The 21,925-nt window shown below is 70.9% G+C and carries 23 protein-coding genes; 12 read left to right on the forward strand and 11 right to left on the reverse strand.

Annotated features, from left to right (window positions below):
• The 4 genes from ACIGEZ_RS26465 to ACIGEZ_RS26480 are packed head-to-tail and all read left to right on the forward strand — an operon-like array spanning nt 1 to nt 4,119.
• Entirely contained in the window at nt 1-738 is a 738-nt protein-coding gene (locus tag ACIGEZ_RS26465) for a cytochrome c biogenesis CcdA family protein (RefSeq protein WP_399835385.1), read from the forward strand.
• 3 nt (nt 739-741) lie between these two features.
• Nucleotides 742-2,457: a cytochrome c biogenesis protein ResB gene (locus ACIGEZ_RS26470; RefSeq protein WP_399835388.1), complete on the forward strand. Its 1,716-nt coding sequence runs from the start codon at nt 742-744 to the stop codon at nt 2,455-2,457.
• Nucleotides 2,454-3,533, forward strand: coding sequence for a c-type cytochrome biogenesis protein CcsB (ccsB, locus tag ACIGEZ_RS26475; RefSeq protein ID WP_399835391.1), 1,080 nt, complete (start codon nt 2,454-2,456; stop codon nt 3,531-3,533). The genes ACIGEZ_RS26470 and ccsB overlap by 4 nt, the downstream gene beginning before the upstream one ends.
• A gap of 37 nt (nt 3,534-3,570) precedes the next feature.
• Nucleotides 3,571-4,119 (forward strand): SRPBCC domain-containing protein, encoded by a 549-nt coding sequence (locus tag ACIGEZ_RS26480; protein WP_399835393.1) that lies wholly within the window; start codon nt 3,571-3,573, stop codon nt 4,117-4,119.
• A gap of 18 nt (nt 4,120-4,137) precedes the next feature.
• Here ACIGEZ_RS26480 and ACIGEZ_RS26485 read toward each other — a convergent pair whose 3' ends face one another.
• The 6 genes from ACIGEZ_RS26485 to ACIGEZ_RS26510 form a co-directional block, all read right to left on the reverse strand.
• Nucleotides 4,138-5,676, reverse strand: a complete 1,539-nt coding sequence (locus tag ACIGEZ_RS26485) for an ABC transporter substrate-binding protein (RefSeq protein WP_399835395.1) — start codon at nt 5,674-5,676, stop codon at nt 4,138-4,140.
• Between the two features lie 4 nt (nt 5,677-5,680).
• Nucleotides 5,681-7,765: a hypothetical protein gene (locus ACIGEZ_RS26490; protein ID WP_399835397.1), complete on the reverse strand. Its 2,085-nt coding sequence runs from the start codon at nt 7,763-7,765 to the stop codon at nt 5,681-5,683.
• Nucleotides 7,766-7,971: 206 nt separating this feature from the next.
• Nucleotides 7,972-8,877 (reverse strand): isopenicillin N synthase family dioxygenase, encoded by a 906-nt coding sequence (locus tag ACIGEZ_RS26495; protein WP_399835400.1) that lies wholly within the window; start codon nt 8,875-8,877, stop codon nt 7,972-7,974.
• Nucleotides 8,870-9,322 (reverse strand): nucleoside deaminase, encoded by a 453-nt coding sequence (locus tag ACIGEZ_RS26500; RefSeq protein ID WP_399835403.1) that lies wholly within the window; start codon nt 9,320-9,322, stop codon nt 8,870-8,872. The genes ACIGEZ_RS26495 and ACIGEZ_RS26500 overlap by 8 nt, the downstream gene beginning before the upstream one ends.
• Before the next feature lie 54 nt (nt 9,323-9,376).
• Nucleotides 9,377-9,640, reverse strand: coding sequence for a GntR family transcriptional regulator (locus tag ACIGEZ_RS26505; RefSeq protein ID WP_399835406.1), 264 nt, complete (start codon nt 9,638-9,640; stop codon nt 9,377-9,379).
• Between the two features lie 884 nt (nt 9,641-10,524).
• On the reverse strand, nt 10,525-11,172 hold the full coding sequence (locus ACIGEZ_RS26510) for an NAD(P)H-dependent oxidoreductase (protein WP_399835408.1): 648 nt from the start codon (nt 11,170-11,172) through the stop codon (nt 10,525-10,527).
• 175 nt (nt 11,173-11,347) lie between these two features.
• On the opposite strand from ACIGEZ_RS26510, the gene ACIGEZ_RS26515 reads away from it, so the two are divergent.
• The gene (locus ACIGEZ_RS26515; RefSeq protein ID WP_399835410.1) at nt 11,348-12,277 is read left to right on the forward strand and encodes a DMT family transporter; all 930 of its coding nucleotides are present in this window, start codon (nt 11,348-11,350) and stop codon (nt 12,275-12,277) included.
• On the opposite strand, the gene ACIGEZ_RS26520 is transcribed toward ACIGEZ_RS26515, so the two are convergent.
• Both ACIGEZ_RS26520 and ACIGEZ_RS26525 read right to left on the reverse strand, forming a co-directional pair.
• Nucleotides 12,180-13,064: a LysR family transcriptional regulator gene (locus ACIGEZ_RS26520; RefSeq protein ID WP_399835413.1), complete on the reverse strand. Its 885-nt coding sequence runs from the start codon at nt 13,062-13,064 to the stop codon at nt 12,180-12,182. The genes ACIGEZ_RS26515 and ACIGEZ_RS26520 overlap by 98 nt on opposite strands.
• Nucleotides 13,064-13,462 carry a PLD nuclease N-terminal domain-containing protein gene (locus ACIGEZ_RS26525; RefSeq protein WP_399835415.1) on the reverse strand — a complete coding sequence of 133 codons (399 nt, stop codon included), beginning with the start codon at nt 13,460-13,462 and terminating at the stop codon, nt 13,064-13,066. Before ACIGEZ_RS26525 ends, ACIGEZ_RS26520 begins: the two co-directional genes overlap by 1 nt.
• 91 nt (nt 13,463-13,553) lie before the next feature.
• Between ACIGEZ_RS26525 and ACIGEZ_RS26530 the strand changes: the two genes are divergently transcribed.
• Together ACIGEZ_RS26530 and mqnP are read left to right on the forward strand one after the other, a co-directional pair.
• Complete coding sequence (locus ACIGEZ_RS26530; protein ID WP_399835418.1) at nt 13,554-15,011, forward strand: menaquinone biosynthesis decarboxylase; 1,458 nt, start codon at nt 13,554-13,556, stop codon at nt 15,009-15,011.
• A complete protein-coding gene (mqnP, locus tag ACIGEZ_RS26535) occupies nt 15,008-15,910 on the forward strand; it encodes a menaquinone biosynthesis prenyltransferase MqnP (RefSeq protein ID WP_399835420.1) in 903 nt (300 codons plus the stop codon). The genes ACIGEZ_RS26530 and mqnP overlap by 4 nt, the downstream gene beginning before the upstream one ends.
• A gap of 15 nt (nt 15,911-15,925) precedes the next feature.
• On the opposite strand, the gene ACIGEZ_RS26540 is transcribed toward mqnP, so the two are convergent.
• Nucleotides 15,926-16,522, reverse strand: a complete 597-nt coding sequence (locus ACIGEZ_RS26540) for a rhomboid family intramembrane serine protease (RefSeq protein WP_399835423.1) — start codon at nt 16,520-16,522, stop codon at nt 15,926-15,928.
• Between the two features lie 94 nt (nt 16,523-16,616).
• Between ACIGEZ_RS26540 and ACIGEZ_RS26545 the strand changes: the two genes are divergently transcribed.
• Nucleotides 16,617-17,294: a UbiX family flavin prenyltransferase gene (locus tag ACIGEZ_RS26545; protein ID WP_399835425.1), complete on the forward strand. Its 678-nt coding sequence runs from the start codon at nt 16,617-16,619 to the stop codon at nt 17,292-17,294.
• Here ACIGEZ_RS26545 and ACIGEZ_RS26550 read toward each other — a convergent pair.
• Nucleotides 17,291-17,416, reverse strand: a complete 126-nt coding sequence (locus ACIGEZ_RS26550) for a hypothetical protein (protein ID WP_399835880.1) — start codon at nt 17,414-17,416, stop codon at nt 17,291-17,293. The two genes, ACIGEZ_RS26545 and ACIGEZ_RS26550, sit on opposite strands and share 4 nt — an antisense overlap.
• Nucleotides 17,417-17,542: 126 nt before the next feature.
• Here ACIGEZ_RS26550 and ACIGEZ_RS26555 point away from each other — a divergent pair, with 126 nt between their 5' ends.
• Together ACIGEZ_RS26555 and mqnE are read left to right on the forward strand one after the other, a co-directional pair.
• On the forward strand, nt 17,543-17,998 hold the full coding sequence (locus ACIGEZ_RS26555; RefSeq protein WP_031013392.1) for an Lrp/AsnC family transcriptional regulator: 456 nt from the start codon (nt 17,543-17,545) through the stop codon (nt 17,996-17,998).
• Nucleotides 17,999-18,065: 67 nt separating this feature from the next.
• A complete protein-coding gene (gene mqnE, locus ACIGEZ_RS26560) occupies nt 18,066-19,229 on the forward strand; it encodes an aminofutalosine synthase MqnE (protein ID WP_399835428.1) in 1,164 nt (387 codons plus the stop codon).
• A 7-nt stretch (nt 19,230-19,236) separates the two neighbouring features.
• Here mqnE and ACIGEZ_RS26565 read toward each other — a convergent pair whose 3' ends face one another.
• On the reverse strand, nt 19,237-19,779 hold the full coding sequence (locus tag ACIGEZ_RS26565) for a GNAT family N-acetyltransferase (protein ID WP_399835430.1): 543 nt from the start codon (nt 19,777-19,779) through the stop codon (nt 19,237-19,239).
• A 108-nt stretch (nt 19,780-19,887) separates the two neighbouring features.
• Here ACIGEZ_RS26565 and ACIGEZ_RS26570 point away from each other — a divergent pair, with 108 nt between their 5' ends.
• Nucleotides 19,888-20,154, forward strand: coding sequence for a DUF4229 domain-containing protein (locus ACIGEZ_RS26570; RefSeq protein ID WP_399835433.1), 267 nt, complete (start codon nt 19,888-19,890; stop codon nt 20,152-20,154).
• A gap of 361 nt (nt 20,155-20,515) precedes the next feature.
• A complete protein-coding gene (locus ACIGEZ_RS26575) occupies nt 20,516-21,847 on the forward strand; it encodes a dicarboxylate/amino acid:cation symporter (RefSeq protein WP_399835436.1) in 1,332 nt (443 codons plus the stop codon).
• Nucleotides 21,848-21,925: the final 78 nt, after the last annotated feature.

Genomic DNA, 21,925 nt, shown 5'->3' on the forward strand with positions numbered 1-21,925 from the left:
GTGAACGAGACGGTCTTCAGCGGAGCGCTGCTCCTCGCGCTGCCCATCGCCGTGCTCGGGGGACTCGTCTCCTTCTTCTCGCCGTGCGTCCTGCCGCTCGTCCCCGGCTACCTCAGTTACGTGACCGGGGTCACCGGCACCGACCTCGCCGAGGCCCGGCGCGGCCGGATGGCGGGCGGCGCCGCGCTGTTCGTGCTCGGCTTCACCGTCGTGTTCGTCTCCGGCGGCGCCCTCTTCGGCGGCTTCGGCAGTGTCCTGCAGTCGCACCGCGAGATCATCTCCAAGGTGCTCGGCGCCCTGACCATCGTGCTCGGCGCCTTCTTCATGGGCGCGATGCCCTGGCTCACCCGCCGCGAGTTCCGCTTCCACAAGCGCCCGGTGACCGGCCTGCTCGGCGCCCCCATGCTGGGCGTGCTGTTCGGCCTCGGCTGGGTGCCCTGCATCGGCCCGACCCTCGCCTCCGTCCTGGCGCTCGCCTCACAGGAGGCCAGCGCCGGCCGCGGCGCGCTGCTCACGGTCGCCTACTGCATGGGCCTCGGCCTGCCCTTCATCCTCACGGCGATCGCCTTCCGGCGGGCGCTCGGCGCCTTCGGCTGGGTGAAGCGGCACTATGTCTGGGTCATGCGAACCGGCGGCATCATGCTGATCGTCACCGGACTGCTGCTCGTCACCGGGGCCTGGGACAGCCTCGTGACCGAGATGCAGTCCTGGGCGGCCGACTTCACCCCTGGGATCTGACCCATGAGCAAGACCGAAACGACAACGGCGGAGCAGGAGCCGGGCCTCGGCGCGGCCGGCGCCCAGCTGTCCACGGCCCCCCGCGAGGAGTCCCTCGTCGGCGGCCCCACCCTCGGGGTGATCGGCTGGATCCGCTGGTTCTGGCGGCAGCTGACCTCCATGCGGGTCGCCCTGATCCTGCTGTTCCTGCTCTCCCTCGGCGCGATCCCCGGCTCGCTCATCCCGCAGACGAGCGCGGACGAGCTGAAGGTGGAGACCTTCAAGAAGGCCCACGAGACGCTCACGCCGCTGTACGAGAAGCTCCAGCTGTTCGACGTCTACAGCTCGGTGTGGTTCTCCGCGATCTACATCCTGCTGTTCGTCTCGCTCATCGGCTGCATCGTGCCCCGCACCTGGCAGTTCGTCGGCCAGCTCCGCAGCCGCCCGCCGGGCGCGCCCAAGCGGCTGACCCGGCTGCCCGCGTACACCACCTGGCGCACCGAGGCCGAGCCCGAGCAGGTCCGCGAGGCCGCCCTCGCGATGCTCAAGGGCCGCCGCTTCCGCGCCCACACCGCCGGGGACGCCGTCGCCGCCGAGAAGGGCTTCCTGCGCGAGGCCGGCAACCTGGTCTTCCACGTCGCGCTGATCGTCATCCTGGTGGCCTTCGCCGTCGGCCAGCTGTACAAGTCCGAGGGCGGCAAGCTGATCGTCGAGGGCGACGGATTCTCCAACACGCTCACGCAGTACGACGACTTCAAGTCCGGTTCCCGCTTCTCCACCGACGACCTGGCGCCGTTCGGCTTCACCCTGAACGGCTTCACCGGCACGTACGAGAAGAACGGCCCCCAGCGGGGCACCCCCCGCACCTTCGAGGCGGCCGTCTCGTACGCCGAGAACGGCGGCCCGGACCAGAAGGCGGTCATCCGGGTCAACGAGCCGCTCGAGATCGGCGGCTCCAAGGTCTATCTGATCGCCCACGGCTACGCGCCCGTCATCACCGTGCGCGACGGCCGCGGCAAGGTCGTCAGCAGCGGGCCCGTACCGCTGCTCCCGATCGACAACAACATCACCTCGACCGGCGCGCTCAAGGTCATGGACGGCTACCGCGACAAGAACGGCAAGAAGGAGCAGCTGGGCTTCCAGGCCTTCTTCGTGCCGACCTTCGCGGGCGCCGGCAAGGGCACGATGTTCTCGCAGTTCCCGGCGCTCGACTTCCCGGTCATGGCGCTCACCGGCTACCACGGCGATCTGCGCGTCAACTCCGGCCTGGCGCAGAACGTGTACCAGCTGGACACCTCCAAGATGAAGCAGTTCAAGGTGCAGGGCGGCACCGGCAGCGCCAACCGGCTGCTGCCGGGCGAGACGATGACGCTGCCCGACGGCGCCGGGTCGGTCACCTTCGAGAAGGAGATCAAGGAGTGGGCCAGCTTCCAGATCTCCCAGCAGCCCGGCAACGGCCTCGCCCTCACCGGTGCGATCGCCGCCATCGCGGGCCTGGCCGGCTCGCTGTTCATCCAGCGGCGCCGGGTCTGGGTCCGGGCCGTACGGGGCGAGGACGGCGTCACCGTCGTCGAGATGGCGGGGCTCGGCCGGAGCGAGTCCGCCAAGCTGCCCGAGGAGCTGGCCGAGCTCGCGGTCACGCTCCACGCACAGGCGCCGACCGCGCCGGAACCAGCGGAACACACCGCGCCGGAACCCGCAGAAGAACCTGCCGAAAAGTCCGAAGGGGCTGAGAAGTGATCCTCGCCGCCGAGACGAACGAGAGCCTGGCGCAGATGAGCAACATGCTCGTCTACTCCTCCATGGCCGTCTACACGCTGGCCTTCCTGGCCCATATCGCCGAGTGGGTGCTCGGCAGCCGCAGCAAGGTCGGCCGCACCGCCGCCGCGCTCACCAGCCCGGCCGCCGCGCCCGCCGTGACCGTCCAGGTCAAGACGGCCGGCGGCGGCACCGCCGTGCTCGACAAGCCGAAGGTCGTCACCCGCTCCGGGGCCGGCGCCCGTGACGTACCGGACGGCCCCGGCGCGGCCGGCGGCAGCGTCAAGGGCGACCTGTACGGCCGGATCGCCGTCTCGCTGACCGCGCTCGCCTTCCTCATCGAGGCGGCCGGCGTGATCACCCGCGCCATGTCCGTGCAGCGGGCGCCGTGGGGCAACATGTACGAGTTCTCCACCACCTTCTCCACCGTGGTGGTCGGCGCGTACCTCGGCTTCCTCGTCGCCAAGAAGAACGTCCGCTGGATCGGTCTGCCGCTGGTGACGACCGTCCTGCTCGACCTCGGCGTGGCCACCACCTGGCTCTACACCGACAGCGACCAGCTGGTGCCCGCGCTGCACTCGTACTGGCTGTGGATCCACGTCTCCACCGCGATCTTCTGCGGCGCCGTGTTCTACCTGGGCGCGGTCGCGACCCTGCTCTACCTCTTCCGCGACTCCTACGAGAACAAGCTGGCGACCGGCGGCGACCCCGGCTCCTTCGCCCGCTCCGTGATGGAGCGGCTGCCGTCCGCCGCGTCGCTGGACAAGTTCTCCTACCGGGTCAACGCGGCCGTCTTCCCGCTGTGGACCTTCACGATCATCGCGGGCGCCATCTGGGCGGGCGACGCGTGGGGCCGCTACTGGGGCTGGGACGCCAAGGAGGTCTGGTCCTTCATCACGTGGGTCGGTTACGCGGCGTACCTGCACGCCAGGGCCACGGCCGGCTGGAAGGGCCGCAAGGCCGCGTACATCGCGCTCATCGCCTTCGGCTGCTTCCTCTTCAACTACTACGGCGTCAACATCTTCGTGAGCAGCAAGCACTCCTACGCGGGCGTGTGAGCTAGCGGCCGCAGGGCCCCGGGGTCACGCTTGAGGTATGAGCGAGATTCCCCGGGGCAGGAGCGAGACCCACGACGGCGACACGCATCTGCTGCGGTACGTGATCGACCTGCCGCACCCGAGGGTGGCCGTGTGGGCCGCCGTCGCCACCCCCGAGGGGCTGCCCCAGTGGCTGTGCGCCGCCGACCCGCTGGAGCCGCGGCTCGGCGGCCGGGTGGTGCTGCGCTGGCTCAACAGCGACACCGAGGTGTCGGGCACGGTGACCGCCTGGGACCCCGAGTACGTGGCCGAGTACACGGTCGGCCCGCCGCACGGCCGGATCCGCTTCCACCTGGAACCCGGTCCGGGACCGGGGCCGGGGTCGGACGCCGCCGGGTCGACCGTGCTGCGTTTCACGGCGGACTTCCGCGGCGACCGGGAAGCGAAGCTGGACATGCTGGCGGGGTGGCACGACCACCTCGAACGGCTGGCCCGGGCGCTCGACGGCCACCCCACCGACTGGCTCGACTGGACGGCCGACCGGTGGCGCGCGCTGCGGGAGCTGTACGAGCAGGACGAGGCGCCGTGGCCGAAGTGGGTGCCGTAGCCCGTACGCGCCGGACCGTCACCCTCGCCGGGGTGGCAGACAGCTCGTCGCCGGCGGTGCGCCCTCCGGCCAGGCGATCTGGACGAAGCGCTGGGAGCCGTCCTCGGCCAGCTCCACGATCGGGACCGCCTTGTTGAACGGGTTGCCGAAGTTGTCCAGGCAGATCCAGCCACTCGCGCCCTGCACCCGCAGCGAGCCCTTCACCTGTGGCCACTGGTTGGCGACGTCGGAGAGCTCCGGGTGGCTCGCGCCGTCCGGGGTGGCCTGCCGGATCGCGTGGACGGCCGCCGCCATCGCGTCGTACGCGACGATCGCCTGCCCGTCGGCGAGCGCGACCGGCTTCTTGGAGGCCCGGGCGACGTCGGTCACGAAGGTCTCGTAGGCGACGGTCGACCCGCCCGTCGCCGGGACCGGGCGGCCGGGGGCGGGCAGCCACGCGTCGGGGTGGGCGAGCGAGGCGTAGCGGACGGTCAGCCGGGCCTTGAGGGCCGAGCGGTTGAGCTTGTTGTCGGCGCCCAGGTAGGAGCCCTCGTCGCCGGTGAGGACGGTGAAGGCGCGGTCGGCGCAGCCGCGGGCGCCCAGGGCGTTGATGAACTGGCGCAGCTGGGTGTGGCGGCCGGCGAAGAACACGGTCTCGGCGCGGGTGTCGCAGATGAGGTGGGTGATCTGTCGGAACGTGTTGGCGGTGGTGCCCTCCTCCGTCGGATCGGCGGGCGAGGTGAACAGCTGCGGCTCGTACGGGGCGCCCTTGAGGGAGGCGGCGAACGCGGCCTTGAGCGTGTCGGTGTAGTGGTCGCCGGTACGGGTGTCCTCGACGAGCAGGGCCTTGGCCGCGTTCACCTTGCCGAAGTGGGCGAGGGCCTTCGCCTCGTCGCTGTTGGTGGGGGAGACGCGGGCGAGGCCGGGGAAGCGGTTGTGCCCGGCGCCGGGGCCGTTGGCGATGTCGTCGGCGGTGATGGTGGTGCCGACGACAGCGATGCCCGCGCCGGTCAGGGCCGTCACCGCCTGACGTATCTCGGTGGAGGAGGTGGCGACGCCGGTGACCGCGCGCAGCCGCTCCGGTCCCGCGGTCATCGCCTTCAGCTGCTCGACGGTGGCCTGCCAGTGGGCGTTGCCCCGGCCGGTGTTGGCGAGGACGAGGCGGATCTTGGGCGTCTCGCTGTTCGACTCGTGGTTGGCCCGGTACTGGCGGGCGTAGGCGCCCTGCACCTCGTGCAGCACCTTCACCCGCATCCCCGGGTCCGGCGAGGTCAGCGGCAGCAGGACGGCGACCGTGGCGAACTCGTCGGGCTTCAGGGTGGCGTTCTCCCCGCCGATGAGGCCGGCCACCTCGGTGAGGTCGGGGACGCCGAAGTCGTAGCCGTCGCCGTTGACGCCGACGCACTCGGCCGAGCCCTCGGGGCGGGACACGCCCGTCGCGCAGGAACGGTCCTCCGGAGTGGACCACTTCTTCACCGCGTAGCCGAGCGGCAGCGCGACGACCAGCAGGACCAGCAGGGAGGCGAACAGCTTCTGTCTCGGCGTGTAGAGGTAACGGTTGCGCAGCCGGTTGGCCATGGCCTCAGACTCCGTCCTCGCGGCCCGGCGGCAGCGAGAGCCGCCGCCAGGCGTGAATGTCCCTCGGCCAGTGGGTGGCCGCGTCCCACAGCGGGCTGTTGCCCGTCAGATGGCGGCCGGAGAGCTGGCGCAGCTCGTGCGCCAGCTTCTCGGTCACCTCGCCGTCGGGCAGGGCGAGCGGATCGGTGAGCAGCCATACGGCGTGCAGGAGGCGCCGCACGGAGAGATGGAGCCCGGTCGCCTCGGCGTCGAGCCCGGCGGGCAGCCGGTCGGGCACCTGGCGGCCGAGGGCGGCGTCCCGGCGCGGATCGGGGCCGGGGCCGCTGCCGGGGCCGCTGCCGCCCGGTCCGCGCGGGTACGGGGCGGAGGCGATGAACCGCAGCCGGCCGAGCCAGCCCACCACGTCGGTTTCGGGGAACGTGACCCGCAGATGCGTCACGGCGTCCTCGGCCCGCCCCAGGGCGAGTTCGTGGTACAGCCGGTACGGGCGGGCCTCGTCTTGGTCGTAATGCCGGTGCAGGGTCTCGTGGACGGCCCGCCAGGCCGCGTACCGGGGATGGTCGGCGTCCTCGAAACGCAGCCGGTGCAGCAGCAGGGCGCGCAGCAGCGGGTCGGCGACGAAGTGCTCGGGGCCCTCCGGCCAGTCCTCCGCGCGCAGATGGTCGCGCACCCGCAGCGCCATGTCGCCGTCGCGGGACTCGGTGTGCAGCCGGGTGCGGGCGAGCAGCCGGGCCGACACCTCGTCATGGGCGGCCGCGAGCACGGTGAACGGCTCCAGGCGCGGCTGCGGAAGCAGCGCGCCCAGCAGGGCCGGCGCCACGGGCACGGGCCGGGCGTCCTCGCGGAGCTCCACGGTCAGGTCGAGCAGGGCGCCCGGGGTGAGCCCGGGCCGCTCGGCGCGGGGCGCCTCGGCGGCCGCCTGGCCGAGCAGCATCACGCCGAGCGGCCGGCCGCCGGTCAGCCGGTGGACGCCCCGGGCCAGGTCGGCGGGGGTGCGCCCGGAGGGGTCGAAGCGGTCGAACGCGGCCTGGGTCTGGGCGGCGGAGAGCGGGGTGAGCTCGACGGCGAGGATGCCGGAGGTGATGTCGGCGCCGCGCGGGCAGGGCGCCCGGTGCGCGGTCTCGGGCAGCCGCAGCCGGTGCGCGTGGCGCATGCCCTCGTGGTCCCGGACACGGGAGGCGGCGAGGACGACGACCTTGTCGCGGCGGCCGTCGTGGCGGGCGCGCAGGATCGGTTCGACGAGCCGGCGGCCGAGGTCGACGTGGGCGTTGTCGAGGAGGAGGACCGGCCGGCCGCGGCGGGTGCCGACCCGGGTGAGCCCGCGGTAGGCCTGGCCGAGGTCCTCCACGAGCGCGCCGACGAGGAAGTCCTCGGCCTCCCGGCGGCGCCGGTCGCCCTGCTCGAAGTCGATGGCCAGCTGCTGCAGTCCGGCCTTGCCGCGGCCGCCGGCGTTGCGGTAACTGCCGTACCAGCTCTCCGACTTCTGCTGGACGCGGCCGAACACCTCCTCCAGGACCGTCTCCACGGTCGCCTCGGCGAGCAGGCCGGCGAGCGGGGCCGCGGCGTCGGCGAAGGTGGCGGCGAGCTTGGTGAGGACCTTGGTGACCCAGTTGGTCGCGGCGCCCTTGGTGGCGTCGACGGTCGACAGGACGGGGCCGAGCCGTTGCAGGTCGCGCTGGGCCCGCTCGTCGTCCTCGTGCGTCCAGCCGATCGACGCCACCGCGACCAGGCCGAGCGAGAGCCGCGGAAACTGCACCGGCTTGGCCCCCGTGACCCGCGGCGACAGCTGTACGGCGAGCTCGGCGAGCGCCCCGGTGAGCTCGGTCCAGCCGGGTCCGTGGTCGGCGGGCGGCGCGATGTGCGCGCAGTCGACCAGGGCGAGGGGAGTGGCCCCCTTGTAGGTGTTGCGCAGCTGCTTGAGCAGCGCGGTCTTCCCCATCCCGCGCCCGCCGGTGAAGACCACGACGGGCGGGTCCTCGCCGTGCTCGTACGGGACCCGCGCGAAGCCCTCGCCGCCGAGCCCGACGAGTCGCGCCGCGAGCCCCCTGTCGTGGAACACCGCCTCGCGCCCGTAGAGGACTCTGTCCACCCGCCACCCCCCGCATCCCACCAGACGTGCCCCGTCACATCCTCAAGTCCCGATTATCGACGGGTCGTTGGCCTTCGGCCAGGTTTTCGGGAGGCCGGATGGCGGAGTGTCACCGGGCCGTGACTAAGTCGCCATGGCAACGTGGCCGTGGCAACGTGGCCGTGACTGCGTCGTCGTGGCCAAGTCGTCGTCGCCAAGTCGTCCAGCTACGTCGCCGTGATGGCGTCGAGCTGGGCGCGCAGGTACGCATGGGACTCGATGCCGTTGATCGTGGTGCCGGGGTCGCACTCGTAGAAGTAGACCAGCGACACCAGCTCCTCGGCGGGCGCGTCGGCCGGCGGCGGCAGCACCCGGTGCCGCCCCGAACGCCAGCGGCCGCCGGTCCAGCCCGCCATCAGGTCGCCGATGTTGACGGTGAAGGCCTCGGGGTCGTACGGGGCGTCCTGCCAGCCGTCCGCCTCGGTGTACACCTGCAGCCCGCCCTTGCCGGCCTGCCGGTCCAGGACCGTGACGGTGCCGAAGTCGGTGTGCGGCCCGATCCGGAACTGCCCCGGCTCAGGCTCCCCGACCCGCTCCCGCCCCGGGTACCAGTTGATGTTGAACCCGAAGGTGGGATGCCCGGTGTGCCGCGTGAAGAAGTCCGCCTCCTCGCCGAGCGCCGGACCGAGCAGATCCAGGATCCGGTCCGACAGGACCCGCATCTGCCGCAGGTAGTCCTCCACCAGGGGCTTCAGCTCCGGGACTTCGGCGGGCCAGGTGTTGGGCAGGAACCACTCGGCGTCGATGTCCCGCCTCCCCGTCGGCCGGTCCGCGGCGAAGGACAGCGACTCCTTCAGATCGGGCGGCGTCGCCGTCCCCTCCGCGTACCCGTTGGCCTCCGCCCCCGGCCCGAGCCAGCCGCGCCCGCCGACCTTCACCGCGTACGGCTCCTTGGCGGCGGCGGGGAGGTGGAAGAACCGCCGGGCGCTGTCCCGGATGGCGGCGCGCAGCGCCGGGTCGACCCCGTGCCCGGTGACCAGCAGGAAGCCCGCCCGGCGCAGTGCGCGGTCGATTGTGGCGAGGTCGGCCTCGCCGTCGGTGAGGTCAAGGGTGGGAATGCCACGGTCAGTCACGGCCGATGTCCTCGCTCCACAGCTCCGGATGCTTCTCGGCGAACTCGCGCATCAGCGCGGCGCACTCGCGGTCGTCGAGCACGACGACGTCGACCCCGTGCTCGGCCAGCCAGTCCTGCCCGCCGCGAAAGGTCTCCGCCTCCCCGACCACCACTCGCGAGATCCCGAACTGCCGCACGAGCCCGGAGCAGTACCAGCACGGCGACAGCGTCGTCACCATCGTCGTCCCCCGGTAAGACCGCTGCCGCCCCGCCGCCCGGAACGCCTCGGTCTCGGCATGCGCCGACGGGTCCCTGCCCTGCACCCGCCGGTTCCGCCCGCGCCCGAGCAGCACCCCGTCGGCCCCGTACAGGGCGGCCCCGATCGGAACCCCACCCTCGGCGAGCCCGGCCCGCGCCTCGCCGAGTGCGGTGGCGAGCCACTGCCGGGCCTTCTCATCGTCCATGCGGGAACACTTCCCCGCCGGACCACCGCCCTCACCCGCGCAACGACGGACGGACTACTCCTCCGTCGAGGGGTCGTCCTTTCCGGCGGCGGGCGTGACGTAAGAGCCCTTGCCGGGCACGGTGTAGATCAGTCCACGCTCCCGGAGTTCACGCATGGCGCGGCGACCGGTCAGCACGGCGATGCCGTACTCCTCGGCGAACCGGCCGGGCGTGGGGATCACCCGGTCCGGGGCGTACTCGCCGGTTGCGATCTTGGCTGCGATCACGTCGGCCAGTTGCATGTACAGCGGGCGTCCCGACTTCGGATCAAGGCTCATGGTCCAACGCTAGATAGTCATACAAAGACACGTTTGGATGGCTCTAGCTACATCGTGATGCATCACGGTGCATCACGCACTACGGTGACCGTCAACGGAAGACCCCGGCGAGGTGGCTAGACCTCCCGGGGCATGGCCACCAACCTCAACGGAGTTGATGACGTGCGAAACCCTATCGCGCGGGTACTGGGCCGGGCCTGGATCCCGCCCCTCCTCTGGCTGCTGATGCTGGCCCTGCCGCCCACCGGCAGGCATCGCCCCCGCCCGGTCACCCACCCCCGCCCGACGCGCCCGGCCACCACCCCACGCCACCGCGCCCCTACCCAGCGGTCCCCCTACGCCCGGGAACAGACAGCACCACTCGACGGCTCCCGATCGCCGCTGGCCCGCCCCTACCTGCCAGGCCCCTGCACACGGTCGGCCCAGCACAGTCGGCGGCGGCCGCCATGGCCGGCCACGGTCGGGGTGGACGTCGACCGCCGGAACATCCATGCCGGGAGCGCCCGATGAGCCGCTGCGGCGCCCAGCGTTCCGTGTTCGCCGTCGCGGATGCGGTGCGCCTGGGGCGGGACGGCTCGGTCTGCGTGCTCGCTGTCGGGCACGACGGTCCGCACCGCGACTGCGCGGCCGACGGCTGGTGGGTGACACCGGAGATCGCCGACGCGGTGACCGTGTCTTTGCTGACTCGCGCCCTTACGGCGACGACTCCCGAGCCGGAGTTCCGGTCACCGCGCTGCATCGTCGGCCGCCACGACCAGTGCGCTGACTACGCGCCCCGTGACGGCGGCGTGCCGGGGATCCGTTATTCGGGGGCGGGTGATGTCGTCGTCAGTCGCGGAAGGCCCGGCTCGTGCCCGGATGGACTTGATCACGTCGGCGGAGCCTCACGCGGCGGCGTCGGCCTCCTGTTCGTAGGGGAAGCGGGCGAGGGGGGCGTCGCGGTGGAAGAAGGTCTTGGCGCGGATCATGGACTGTTCGTCGGCGCGTATGCGGCCGGGGCGGGAGGCCGTGCCGGTGAGAACGCCGCCGAAACGCATGCGGAGGTACGCGGCCGAGTGGCTCAGGCCGGTGGCCAGGCCGTCGGCGACGACGTGTTCGTCGTGGGCCATGGCGGTGACGCCCCAGAGGGTGCCGCCGGCCATGCGGGCCTTGAAGTCCGAGCCGGGCATGTTCAGCCAGCCGGACCAGTAGTCGAGGTAGCGCTTGGACTGGGCGGAGAGGCTGTACCAGTAGAGCGGGGAGACGATGACGACGTCGGTGGCCTCGATCGTGGCCTGGCGGAGGAGTTCCTCGTTCTCCACGGCATGGTGGCCGGCGGTCTCGTGGCGGCCGTCCTGGAAGTCGGGGAGGGGGAGCCGGTTCAGGTCCACCCAGCGCTGCGGGATGTCGGCGGGGAGGTGGGCGGCGGCGGCGCGGGCCAGGATCTCGGAGTTGCCGTCGGAGCGGGAGCTGCCGAGGACGAAGAGGAACGAGCGGGGCGAGTGGTCCGGGCGGTTCGGGAGCTCCGGGGCGGGGGCGGCGTCGAGGGTCATGTCTGTCTGCTCCGGTCTGGTGGGGTAACCGTTGCCAACTCCGCCCTTCCCGGTGCTATTCCGGGCACCGGTCCGGCCCCGCCGGGTCCGTCCATCGGCTCCTCCGATGGGGTCATCGGGAGGACGCACCACTGGCTCGTGGACCGGTACCCGGCCTCTTCGTAGCGTCGGGGACATGAGAAACGAGACCAGGGGAACCCTTGAACTGACGCTCGCCATGGTGCTCTCCGGCACCCTCGGCGTCTTCGTCGTCGAGTCGGGGGCCTCGCCCTTCAACGTGGTGTTCTTCCGGTGCCTCTTCGGGGCTCTCGCCCTCGGCTCGTACAGCCTCGCCCGTGGCTTCTTCACCGGGCACGGTTTCACGGCGAGGAAGTTCGGGCTGGCCGCGCTCGGTGGGGCGTTCATCGTCTTCAACTGGGTGTTGCTCTTCGAGGCGTACGAGGCGACCTCGATCTCGTTCGCCACCGTCGTCTACCACACCCAGCCGTTCTTCCTGGTGCTGCTCGGTGCAGTCGTCCTGCGGGAGCGGATCGGGATCGCGAAGCTCGGCTGGCTCGGCGTCGCCTTCGGCGGGCTCGTGCTGGTGTCGGGGGTGCGGCCCGGGGACACCGCCTCGCTCAGGGGGCTCGGGCTCGCGCTCGGGGCCGCCGTGCTCTACGCGCTGTCGACGATCGTCACCAAGCGGATCAGCGGAGTCCGGCCGCACCTCATCGCGCTCGTGCAGGTCACCGTCGGCATCCCGCTGCTGCTGCCCTTCGCCGACTTCGGCGCGGCCGCCGGGCTCGGTGCCGGGTGGGGCTGGCTCGCCGGGCTCGGGCTGATCCACACGGGAGTGATGTACGTGCTGATGTACGCGGCGTACGCCAAGCTGCCCACCGCCCGGATCGCGGTGCTCGCCTTCACCTACCCCGCCGTCGCGATGTTCGCCGACTGGGCGGTGTACGGGCACCACATCGGCCTCGTCCAGGCGCTCGGCGTCCCGCTGATCGTGCTGGCCAGCCTGAAGGTCACCCTGGCTGCTCGGACACCAGCCGCCGCGCCTGCTCCACGAACAGCCGCACATGCGCAGGAAGCCGCTTCCCCCGCCGCCACGCGATCTGCGTGAAGAGGGTGAACGGCGGCTCCCAGTCGAGCGCCGCCAGTGCCCCGGACTCCAGCTCCTCGGAGACGGTGATCCGGGGCACCAGGGCGATGCCCAGGCCGCCGGCCACGCCCCGCTTGGTCGCCTCGATCGTGCCGAACTCCATGAACGGCGGGGACCATTCGCTCAGCGACTGCTCGAACAGGTCGCGGTACGGACATCCGGGCTCGGTCCCCACCAGCTGCGCCGCCGCGAGGTCCACCGCGGTCAGACCGGTCCGTCCGGCCAGGGGGTGTCGCGGCGAGGCCACCAGGACCAGCGGTTCCTCGGCGAGGACCTCGCTCTCCAGGCCCGGGTGCTCGGTCTCGGGCTCCATCAGGAAGCCCAGGTCGTACGTCCCCTGGCGCAGCGCCTGCCGGGTCTCGTCGCCCAGCGTCGGGCGCAGGGTCAGCCGCACCTTCGGGTAGCGGTGGTGGAAGAGCTCCAGGAGCGGTGGCAGCCGGTAGGAGGTGAGCGATTCCATGGTGCCGACGGCGATCGCGCCGGTCGGCTCGTCGGTCGCGGTGACCGCGGCCCTGGCCTCGTCGGCGAGCCCGATGATCTGCCGCGCGTACGGGAGGAGGCGTTCGCCGGCCTCGGTGAGGCGGATGCGGGAGCCGAGCCGCTCGAAGAGCTCGACGCCGAGGGAGGACTCCAGGGCGCGGATCTGGCTCGTCACGCTGGACTGGGCGTACGCCAGCTCGGCGGCGGCGCGGGTGAAGGAGAGGACCGTGGCCACCTTCTCGAAGGTGACCAGGAGCCGGAGCTCCATCAGCCGTCCGTGCCCTTGTCCTGCTCCCCGCCCTGCTCGCGCTTCTTCAGCTCCTCCTCGCGGCGGCGCAGGTCGGCCTCCCAGTCCTTCAGGAGGGCCTCGTCCTTCTGGTTCTCCTCGCGCAGGGACCTGAGGAACTCCGGGTTGTCGTCCGGGGCGACCCACTCGTGGCGGTGGTTGCGGTGCCACTCGGAGGGGGTGCGCCCGCCGGCCGGGGCGTGCCGCATCTTGCCGGCCGCGAACCAGACGATCGGTCCGACGATCCAGAAGAGCAGGATGATGATGACCCAGACCACCTTGGGCAGGTGCTTGGCCTCGTCCTCGGGGGTGTTGAGGCAGTCGATGAACGCGTAGATGGTCAGCGCCAGCGGCAGGATGTACATCAGCGCCCTGAGCATGTGGGACAGCCCCCTGGAAGCAGCGACGGGGAACGCGGTTCGACGGCCCCGGTGACGACCCCAGACTATCGGGTGCCCGATACTGGCCCCTATGGCTTACGACGATCTCCGCTCGCTGCTCAGGGCGCTCGAGCGCGAAGGCGACCTCAAGCGCATCAAGGCCGAAGTCGACCCGTACCTGGAGGTCGGGGAGATCGTCGACCGGGTGAACAAGGCGGGAGGCCCGGCGCTGCTCTTCGAGAACGTGAAGGGCTCCGCCATGCCGCTCGCGATGAACGTCTTCGGGACCGACCGCCGGCTGCTCAAGGCGCTGGGCCTGAAGTCGTACGAGGAGATCAGCGAGAAGATCGGCGGGCTGCTCAAGCCCGAGCTGCCGCACGGTTTCGTGGGGGTCCGGGAGGCCTTCGGGAAGCTGGGCTCGATGGTGCACGTGCCGCCGAAGAAGGTGAAGTCCGAGAACGCCCCGGTGCAGGAGGTCGTGCTCACCGGCGACGACGTCGACCTGGACCTGCTGCCGGCGCTGTTCACCTGGCCGAAGGACGGCGGCTCCTTCTTCAACCTGGGCCTGACGCACACGAAGCACCCGGAGACCGGGGTCCGCAACCTCGGTCTGTACCGGCTCCAGCGCCACGACAAGCGCACCATCGGCATGCACTGGCAGATCCACAAGGACAGCCGGAACCACTACGCGGTCGCCGCGAAGCGGGGCGAGCGGCTGCCGGTCGCGATCGCCTTCGGCTGCCCGCCGGCCGTCACGTACGCGTCGACGGCGCCGCTGCCGGGCGACATCGACGAGTACCTGTTCGCCGGCTTCGTGCAGGGCAAGCGGATCGAGATGGTGGACTGCAAGACGGTCCCGCTCCAGGTCCCCGCCCAGGCGGAGGTGGTGATCGAGGGCTGGCTGGAGCCGGGCGAGACGCTGCCGGAGGGTCCCTTCGGCGACCACACCGGCTTCTACACGCCGCAGGAGCCGTTCCCCGCCCTGAAGATCGACTGCATCACGATGCGGAAGCGTCCGCTGCTCCAGTCGATCGTGGTCGGCCGCCCGCCGACGGAGGACGGCCCGCTGGGCCGGGCGACGGAGCGCTTCTTCCTGCCCCTCCTCAAGATCATCGTGCCGGACATCGTGGACTACCACCTGCCGGAGTCGGGCGGCTTCCACAACTGCGCGATCATCTCGATCGACAAGAAGTACCCGAAGCACGCGCAGAAGGTCATGCACGCCATCTGGGGCGCGCACATGATGTCGCTGACCAAGCTGATCGTGATCGTGGACAGCGACTGCGACGTCCACGACCTCCACGAGGTCTCCTGGCGCGCCCTGGGCAACACCGACTACGCCCGCGACCTCACCGTCGTCGAGGGGCCGGTGGACCACCTGGACCACGCCTCGTACCAGCAGTTCTGGGGCGGCAAGGCGGGCATCGACGCGACGAAGAAGTGGCCCGAGGAGGGCTACACCCGCGACGGCGGCTGGCCGGACATGGTCGAGTCGGACCCGAAGACGGCGGCCCTGGTGGACCGCCGCTGGAAGGAGTACGGGCTGTGACCACTGCCGCCGTCCCCGGCGCCCAGCCGGGCCGTACGAAGGCCTTCCTGCGGCTCGTGATGATCGAGCACTCGGTCTTCGCGCTGCCGTTCGCCTACATCGCCTCGCTCACCGCGATGTTCCGGCTCGACCGGGAGATCCACTGGTGGACGCTGTTCCTGGTGACGGTGTGCATGGTGGGGCTGCGGACGTTCGCCATGGCCTGCAACCGGATCATCGACCGGGAGATCGACGCCCGTAACCCCCGGACCGCGAACCGGGAGCTGGTGACCGGTGCGGTGTCGGTGCGGTCGGCGTGGACCGGGGCGGGGGTGGCCGTCGTCGTGTTCCTGGGGGCGGCGGCGCTGCTCAACCCGTTGTGCCTGGCGCTCGCGCCGCTCGCGGTCATTCCGATGGTGGTCTATCCGTACGGCAAGCGGTTCACCAACTTCCCGCACGCGATCCTCGGGCTCGCCCAGTCCATGGGGCCGATCGGGGCCTGGCTCGCGGTCAGCGGGGAGTGGTCGTGGGAAGCGGTGATCCTGGGGCTCGCGGTCGGCATCTGGATCGGCGGCTTCGACCTCATCTTCGCCTGCCAGGACGTTCAGGCCGACCGCGCCCACGGCGTCATGTCGGTCCCGGCCCGCTTCGGCGTCCCGGCGGCGCTCTGGGGCGCGCGGGGCTCGGCGGTCGTCACGACCGGCCTGCTGGTCTGGTACGCGCTGGCCACCGGCGCCGGGGCGTTCTTCTGGGTCGGCCTGGTGATCGTGGTCGCCGCGTTCTGCTACGAGCACACGATCGTCAAGCCCCACGACCTCTCCCGCCTCAACCGCGCGTTCTTCACGACGAACGGCTTCATCGGCATCTCGCTCTTCCTGTGCGCCCTGATCGACCTGCTGGTGCGGGGCCTGGCCATCTAGGGGTTGTCTCGTCGATCAGGCCGGGCTCCCGGCCCGCTGCCGGAAGAGGAACGCGGCGCCCGCGCCCGCGGCCAGGCCGATGAGGTGGCCCTGCCAGCTGACGGTCGTGTTCGTGGGGGAGATGCCGACGAGGACGGAGCCGCCCCAGAGCGCGGCGAGCGTCAGCCCCACGGCGATGCCGAGCGGCTTGCGCTCCACGAAGCCGCGGACCACGAGGTAGCCGAAGAGGCCGAAGACCAGGCCGGACGCGCCCGCGGTGATCGAGTCCGACGGGGAGACCAGCCAGACGCCGACGCCGTCGGCCAGGATGATCAGTCCGCAGACGGCGAGGAAGCGGCGGATGCCGCCGAGCGCCGCGACGAAGCCGAGCACCAGCAGCGGGATGCTGTTGGAGGCGACGTGTCCGAAGCCGAAGTGCAGGAACGGCGCGGCGAGGATCCCGCCGAGGCTGTCCGGGTCGCGTGCGACGATGCCGTACTCGTCGAGCGCGTGGCCCGTCGCGTAGTCGATCCCTTCGAGCACCCACAGCAGGGCGACCAACCCGGCCATGAGCCGTGCCGCCGCCTTCGCCCGGTCGGACGTACGCCGACCTGTCGTCTCGATGTCCGTCATGACGATCCCCCTGCGGTGCGAACGCTGTGTAGGGGAGAACGTACGGGACCCCGTGCAGAGTTCTCGTACCAGGCAGCCGGATAGGCTCGTCGGCGTGGAGCCGGTAAACAAACAGCAGCGTCGTCCCTGGGTGGTCGGGGTGTCCGGGGCGTCGGGGACGCCGTATGCCGCCGCCGTGCTGCGGGGGCTGCTCGCCGCGGGGGAGAGCGTCGACCTGGTCGTGTCGCGGGCCTCGCGGCTGACCCTGCTCGACGAGACGGGGATCGCCTTCCGGGACGCGCACTGGCGCGAGGACCTGGAGGCGTGGCTGGCGCGGGGGGCCGACGGGAAGCCCGACGCCTTCGACGTGCGGGCGGACGACGTGCGGTACTGGCCGGCCGGGGATCTGGCCGCCGGGCCGTCCTCCGGGTCGTACCCCGTGAAGGGGATGCTGATCGTGCCGGCGTCGACGGCGGCGGTGGCCGGTGTCGCGCTCGGGCTTTCGAAGGATCTGCTGCAGCGGGTCGCGAGCGTCACGCTCAAGGAGCGGCGGCCGCTGGTGGTCGCCGTGCGCGAGACCCCGCTGAGCGGGCAGACCCTGAAGCACATGGTGGCGCTGGACGAGGCGGGCGCCGTGGTGCTGCCCGCCTCTCCGGCGTTCTACGCGGGGGCGACGCACATCCAGGATCTGGTGGACTTCGTCGCCGGGCGGGTGCTCGACGCGGCAGGAGTGCCGCACGAGTTGTACCGCCGTTGGGAGGGAGAGCTCGGTGGAGCGCTCCAGGCTGATTAGCGCTTCTTGGCGCGCTTCTTCGCGGCGCGCTTCGAGGCGGCGGACGGCTGGTGGGCACGCGAGCGGTTGGCCAGGTCCTGCAGCTCGCGCATACGGGCGTAGGCCATCTCGATCGTGTACACGGTGAACACCACTCCTGAAGATCGTCTTTGATCTGATTGAAAGATTCACAGGGTGTCGGGCCCTGTGTGCCTTAGATTCTATACCTATACTCGCGGTATCGCTGGACAATGGAAGGCTTCATACCTATGGACGCCGTGGACAGGCAGCTCATCCAGGCTCTGCGCGAGAACGGCAGGGCCTCGTACGCCGAACTCGGCCGGCTCGTCGGGCTCTCCGGCCCCTCCGTCACCGACCGCATCAACCGCCTCGAGGCGGCCGGCGTCATCACCGGCTACCGCGCCACCGTCGACGCCGCCTCCCTCGGCCTGGGCGTCACCGCCCTCATCGGCATCTCCCTCTCGGACGCCGCCGACCACGAGGACGTGGCCCGCCGGCTGAAGGACCTGGCCGAGATCGAGGACTGCTGGTTCATCGCCGGCGACGACTCCTTCATGCTCAAGGTCCGCGCCAACGACGTGGACGGCCTGGAGAAGACGATCCGGCGGCTCAGCGGGACGAAGGGCGTGTCGCGGACGCGTACCACGATCGTGCTGTCCACGAAGTGGGAGAACCGGGTCGGGGATCTGCCGGAAGAGGGCTGAGAGTACGGTTGGGGCAGCCTTTTGGCGCCTGGATTGCTGTAGTGCGGATGAGAGTGGAGGCGGCCGTATGGACGCGGGGCTCAAGCGTGAGCTGGAGCAGAAGGTCCGTGCCGGAGAGCGGCTGAGCCGCGAGGACGGCATCGCCCTGTACGAGTCGGACGACCTCGCCTGGCTCGGCGGACTGGCCCACGAGGTCCGGACCCGCAAGAACGGCGACGTGGTGCACTTCAATGTCAACCGGCATCTGAACATGACCAACGTCTGCACCGCCTCCTGCGCCTACTGCTCCTTCCAGCGCAAGCCGGGTGAGAAGGACGCGTACACCATGCGCATCGAGGAGGCCGTGCGCCTCGCGAAGGCGATGGAGAACGAGAACCTCACCGAGCTCCACATCGTCAACGGGCTCCACCCCAACCTGCCCTGGCGCTACTACCCGCGCTCGCTCTCCGAGCTGAAGAAGGCGCTGCCGAACGTCTCCCTCAAGGCGTTCACGGCCACCGAGATCCACCACTTCGAGACGATCTCGGGGCTCTCGGCCTCCGAGATCCTCGACGAGCTGATCGAGGCCGGCCTGGAGTCGCTGACCGGCGGCGGCGCCGAGATCTTCGACTGGGAGGTCCGCCGGCACATCGTGGACCACCGGACGCACTGGGAGGACTGGTCCCGGATCCACCGGCTCGCCCACGAGAAGGGGCTCAAGACCCCGAGCACGATGCTGTACGGGCACATCGAGGAGCCCCGGCACCGCGTGGACCACGTGCTGCGGCTGCGGGAGCTCCAGGACGAGACCGGCGGCTTCCAGGTCTTCATCCCGCTGCGCTACCAGCACGACTTCGTGGACATGCAGGACGGCAAGATCCGCAACAAGCTCCAGGCCCGCACCAAGATGGCCACCGGAGCCGAGGCGCTGAAGACCTTCGCCGTCTCGCGGCTGCTCTTCGACAACGTCCCGCACGTCAAGGTGTTCTGGGTGATGCACGGCGTCCAGACCGCGCAGCTGGCCCTCCAGCACGGCGCGGACGACATGGACGGCTCGGTCGTCGAGTACAAGATCACGCACGACGCCGACAACTACGGCACCCCGAACAAGCTGACCCGCGAGGACCTGCTGGAGCTCATCCGGGACGCCGGTTTCCGGCCGGTGGAGCGCAACACGCGCTACGAGGTCATCCGCGAGTACCCGGGGCCGGACGCGGAGCGCCGCGAGGCGCCGCAGCCGATGCGCTTCTGACCGCTGCTCACGTCAGCGGCAGCAGCATGATGATGTCGTCGCGGTCGTCGCCCGGGGCCACCCGGATGGCGGCCGGGACGCGTCCGACCTCCTTGTAGCCGGCCCGTGCGTAGAAGCCCTCGACGCCGGTGCCGCCGCGGCAGGTGAGCCGGATCGCCTCGATCTGCTCGAAGCCCCCGGCGGTACGGGCCGCCCGCTCGGCCGCGGCCATCAGGTCGAGCCCGTACCCCTTGCCCTGGTGCCGCGGGTGCACCATCACCGTGTACAGCCACACCCAGTGCGTCATCAGGGGGTGGCTGTTGTACGTGAAGAAGGCGGTGGCGGCGACCTCGCCGTCCGCGTCGTCGGAGTCCCGGCCCACCAGCAGGCGCGTGGTGCCCTCGGCCATCGCGGCGAGGTGCCGGAGCAGCGCGGGGCGGATCTCGTCGGGGGTCACGGGGGGAACGAATCCGACGGCACCGCCCGCGTTGGACACGTCCGCCCAGAGGGAGAGGACACCGTCGCGCAGGGCGGGGTCGATGGCCGGATCCAGCTGGAAGGTAAGGGTCATGCTCGGAGGTTATCCATTACGCCTAGCGCGCTCAACCCCCCGCTCCCGGCCCTCGGCCCTCCGCGTGCTTCACTGGAGGGACGCTCGTCCGGTATGGGAGGGACTCGCATGCTCCGCTACACCCTGATGCGCCTCGGCATCTTCGCCGGCAGCTTCCTCGCGCTGTGGGGCCTGGTCTACCTCGGCGTGCTGCCGCGCGGCCTCGGCGACTCCAACCTGCTGTGGGTCCTCGTGCTCTCCGTGGTCGTCTCCGCGCCGCTCAGCTTCGTGCTGCTGCGCAGGGAGCGGGACGCGATGAGCGCCGAGATCGTCGAGAAGGTGGACCGCGCCAAGGGTCGCCTGGAGGCGAACCGCTCGGCCGAGGACGCGATCTAAAGAACGCGTAAGTTACATCACACCCCGGGACGCCCCGGGCGGGAGCTTCGAAGGCTCCTGCCTGGGGCGTTCTGCGTTTCGAAGGCTCAGGACCGCCTCGAACCTCGCGTATCCCAAAGAAGAGCTTTGAGGATCTCAAAGTTCAAGTGTTAACGTGTCCGCCATGAAGACGACAGTGCGCCTCTCCCACGCCGCGGGCACCCCGCTCGTGGCGCGCCTGCACGTCGATCTCTGCCGCTGTATGTCCGCGGTCTGTTGCCGCGAGCTCTGACCCGGCATCATGCAGCGGCAAGCGCGTTGAACGTGTGTGCCGCACCCGCCCGTCCCCGTATTCCCCGATACGCACCAGTGGAGTGTGTCTGTGTCCGCGTCCTCGTCCGCGACCGTGGCGAAGTCCCGCATACCCAAGATCCCGTTCTGGGCCCAGATAGTCGCCGGCCTCGTGCTCGGTGTCCTGCTCGGCTGGCTCGCCCGCAGCCAGGACGTCGACTGGCTCAAGGAGACCCTGACCCAGGTCGGCGGGATCTTCGTCCAGCTCCTCAAGCTGGCGGTCGCCCCGCTCGTCTTCTTCGCGATCCTGGTCTCCATCACCAACCTCCGTAAGGTCAACAACGCGGCACGGCTCGCCGCGCAGACCCTCGTCTGGTTCATGATCACCTCGCTGATCGCGGTCGCCATCGGCCTCGCGATCGGCCTGATCACCAACCCGGGCGCCGGCACCGGCCTCACCCCGAAGGACGGCAAGCTCCCCGAGCACCAGGGCAGCTGGATCGACTTCCTCACGGGCATCGTCCCGACGGACGTCATCACGCCCTTCACCGAGCTGAACGTCCTCCAGATCGTCTTCATGGCCGCCGTCGCCGGTATCGCCGCGCTCAAGCTCGGCGAGAAGGCCCAGCCGATCCTGACCCTCTCCGAGTCGGTCCTGGAGCTGCTGCAGAAGGCCCTGTGGTGGGTCATCCGCCTCGCCCCGATCGGCACCGCCGGCCTCATCGGCCGCGCCATCGTGAACTACGGCTGGGACCTGATCGGCAAGTACGCCACCTTCACCGCCGACGTCTACATCGGCTGCGCCCTGGTCCTGTTCGGCGTCTACCCGCTGCTGCTCGCGACCGTGGCCAAGCTCAACCCGGTCCAGTTCTTCAAGGGCGCCTGGCCCGCGATCCAGCTCGCCTTCGTCTCCCGCTCCTCGGTCGGCACCATGCCGGTCACCCAGCGGGTCACCGAGCGCCTCGGCGTCCCGAAGGAGTACGCGTCCTTCTCCGTGCCCTTCGGGGCCACCACGAAGATGGACGGCTGCGCCGCGATCTACCCGGCGCTGGCCGCGATCTTCATCGCGCAGATCTTCGACGTGCAGCTGGGCATCAAGGAGTACCTGCTGATCGCGTTCGTCTCGGTCATCGGCTCGGCGGCCACCGCCGGTCTGACCGGCGCGACGGTCATGCTGACCCTGACCCTGTCCACCCTGGGCCTCCCGCTGGAGGGCGTCGGCCTGCTGATGGCCATCGACCCGATCCTCGACATGATGCGCACGGCCACGAACGTCGCCGGCCAGGCGCTGGTCCCGGTGCTGGTCTCGGCCCGCGAGAAGATCCTCGACGTCGCCGCGTACAACTCGGCCTCGGCCTCCCCGGTCGACGAGCGCGAGCCCGCCGGCGCGGAGCAGAAGGTCACGGTGCCGGTCGCGGCGTGACGCCGCGACGGTCGACCGCCTGACGCGACCGCGCCCCGGACCCTGCGAAGGGTCCGGGGCGCGGTCGCGTTCGCGTGC

This window comes from Streptomyces sp. NPDC085481 (assembly GCF_044541845.1).
In the GTDB taxonomy this organism is placed as follows: domain Bacteria; phylum Actinomycetota; class Actinomycetes; order Streptomycetales; family Streptomycetaceae; genus Streptomyces.

Excerpts from the sequence above, each read along its gene's own strand:
- ACIGEZ_RS26530 (WP_399835418.1), top strand. The coding sequence starts at position 13,554 with ATGGCTTACGACGATCTCCGCTCGCTGCTCAGGGCGCTCGAGCGCGAA.
- ACIGEZ_RS26480 (WP_399835393.1), top strand. The coding sequence starts at position 3,571 with ATGAGCGAGATTCCCCGGGGCAGGAGCGAGACCCACGACGGCGACACG.
- mqnE (WP_399835428.1), top strand. The coding sequence starts at position 18,066 with ATGGACGCGGGGCTCAAGCGTGAGCTGGAGCAGAAGGTCCGTGCCGGA.
- ACIGEZ_RS26525 (WP_399835415.1), bottom strand. The coding sequence starts at position 13,462 with ATGCTCAGGGCGCTGATGTACATCCTGCCGCTGGCGCTGACCATCTAC.
- ACIGEZ_RS26540 (WP_399835423.1), bottom strand. The coding sequence starts at position 16,522 with ATGACGGACATCGAGACGACAGGTCGGCGTACGTCCGACCGGGCGAAG.
- ACIGEZ_RS26515 (WP_399835410.1), top strand. The coding sequence starts at position 11,348 with ATGAGAAACGAGACCAGGGGAACCCTTGAACTGACGCTCGCCATGGTG.
- ACIGEZ_RS26570 (WP_399835433.1), top strand. The coding sequence starts at position 19,888 with ATGCTCCGCTACACCCTGATGCGCCTCGGCATCTTCGCCGGCAGCTTC.
- ACIGEZ_RS26510 (WP_399835408.1), bottom strand. The coding sequence starts at position 11,172 with ATGACCCTCGACGCCGCCCCCGCCCCGGAGCTCCCGAACCGCCCGGAC.
- ACIGEZ_RS26555 (WP_031013392.1), top strand. The coding sequence starts at position 17,543 with ATGGACGCCGTGGACAGGCAGCTCATCCAGGCTCTGCGCGAGAACGGC.
- ACIGEZ_RS26485 (WP_399835395.1), bottom strand. The coding sequence starts at position 5,676 with ATGGCCAACCGGCTGCGCAACCGTTACCTCTACACGCCGAGACAGAAG.
- ACIGEZ_RS26565 (WP_399835430.1), bottom strand. The coding sequence starts at position 19,779 with ATGACCCTTACCTTCCAGCTGGATCCGGCCATCGACCCCGCCCTGCGC.
- ACIGEZ_RS26520 (WP_399835413.1), bottom strand. The coding sequence starts at position 13,064 with ATGGAGCTCCGGCTCCTGGTCACCTTCGAGAAGGTGGCCACGGTCCTC.
- ACIGEZ_RS26470 (WP_399835388.1), top strand. The coding sequence starts at position 742 with ATGAGCAAGACCGAAACGACAACGGCGGAGCAGGAGCCGGGCCTCGGC.
- ACIGEZ_RS26505 (WP_399835406.1), bottom strand. The coding sequence starts at position 9,640 with ATGAGCCTTGATCCGAAGTCGGGACGCCCGCTGTACATGCAACTGGCC.
- ACIGEZ_RS26500 (WP_399835403.1), bottom strand. The coding sequence starts at position 9,322 with ATGGACGATGAGAAGGCCCGGCAGTGGCTCGCCACCGCACTCGGCGAG.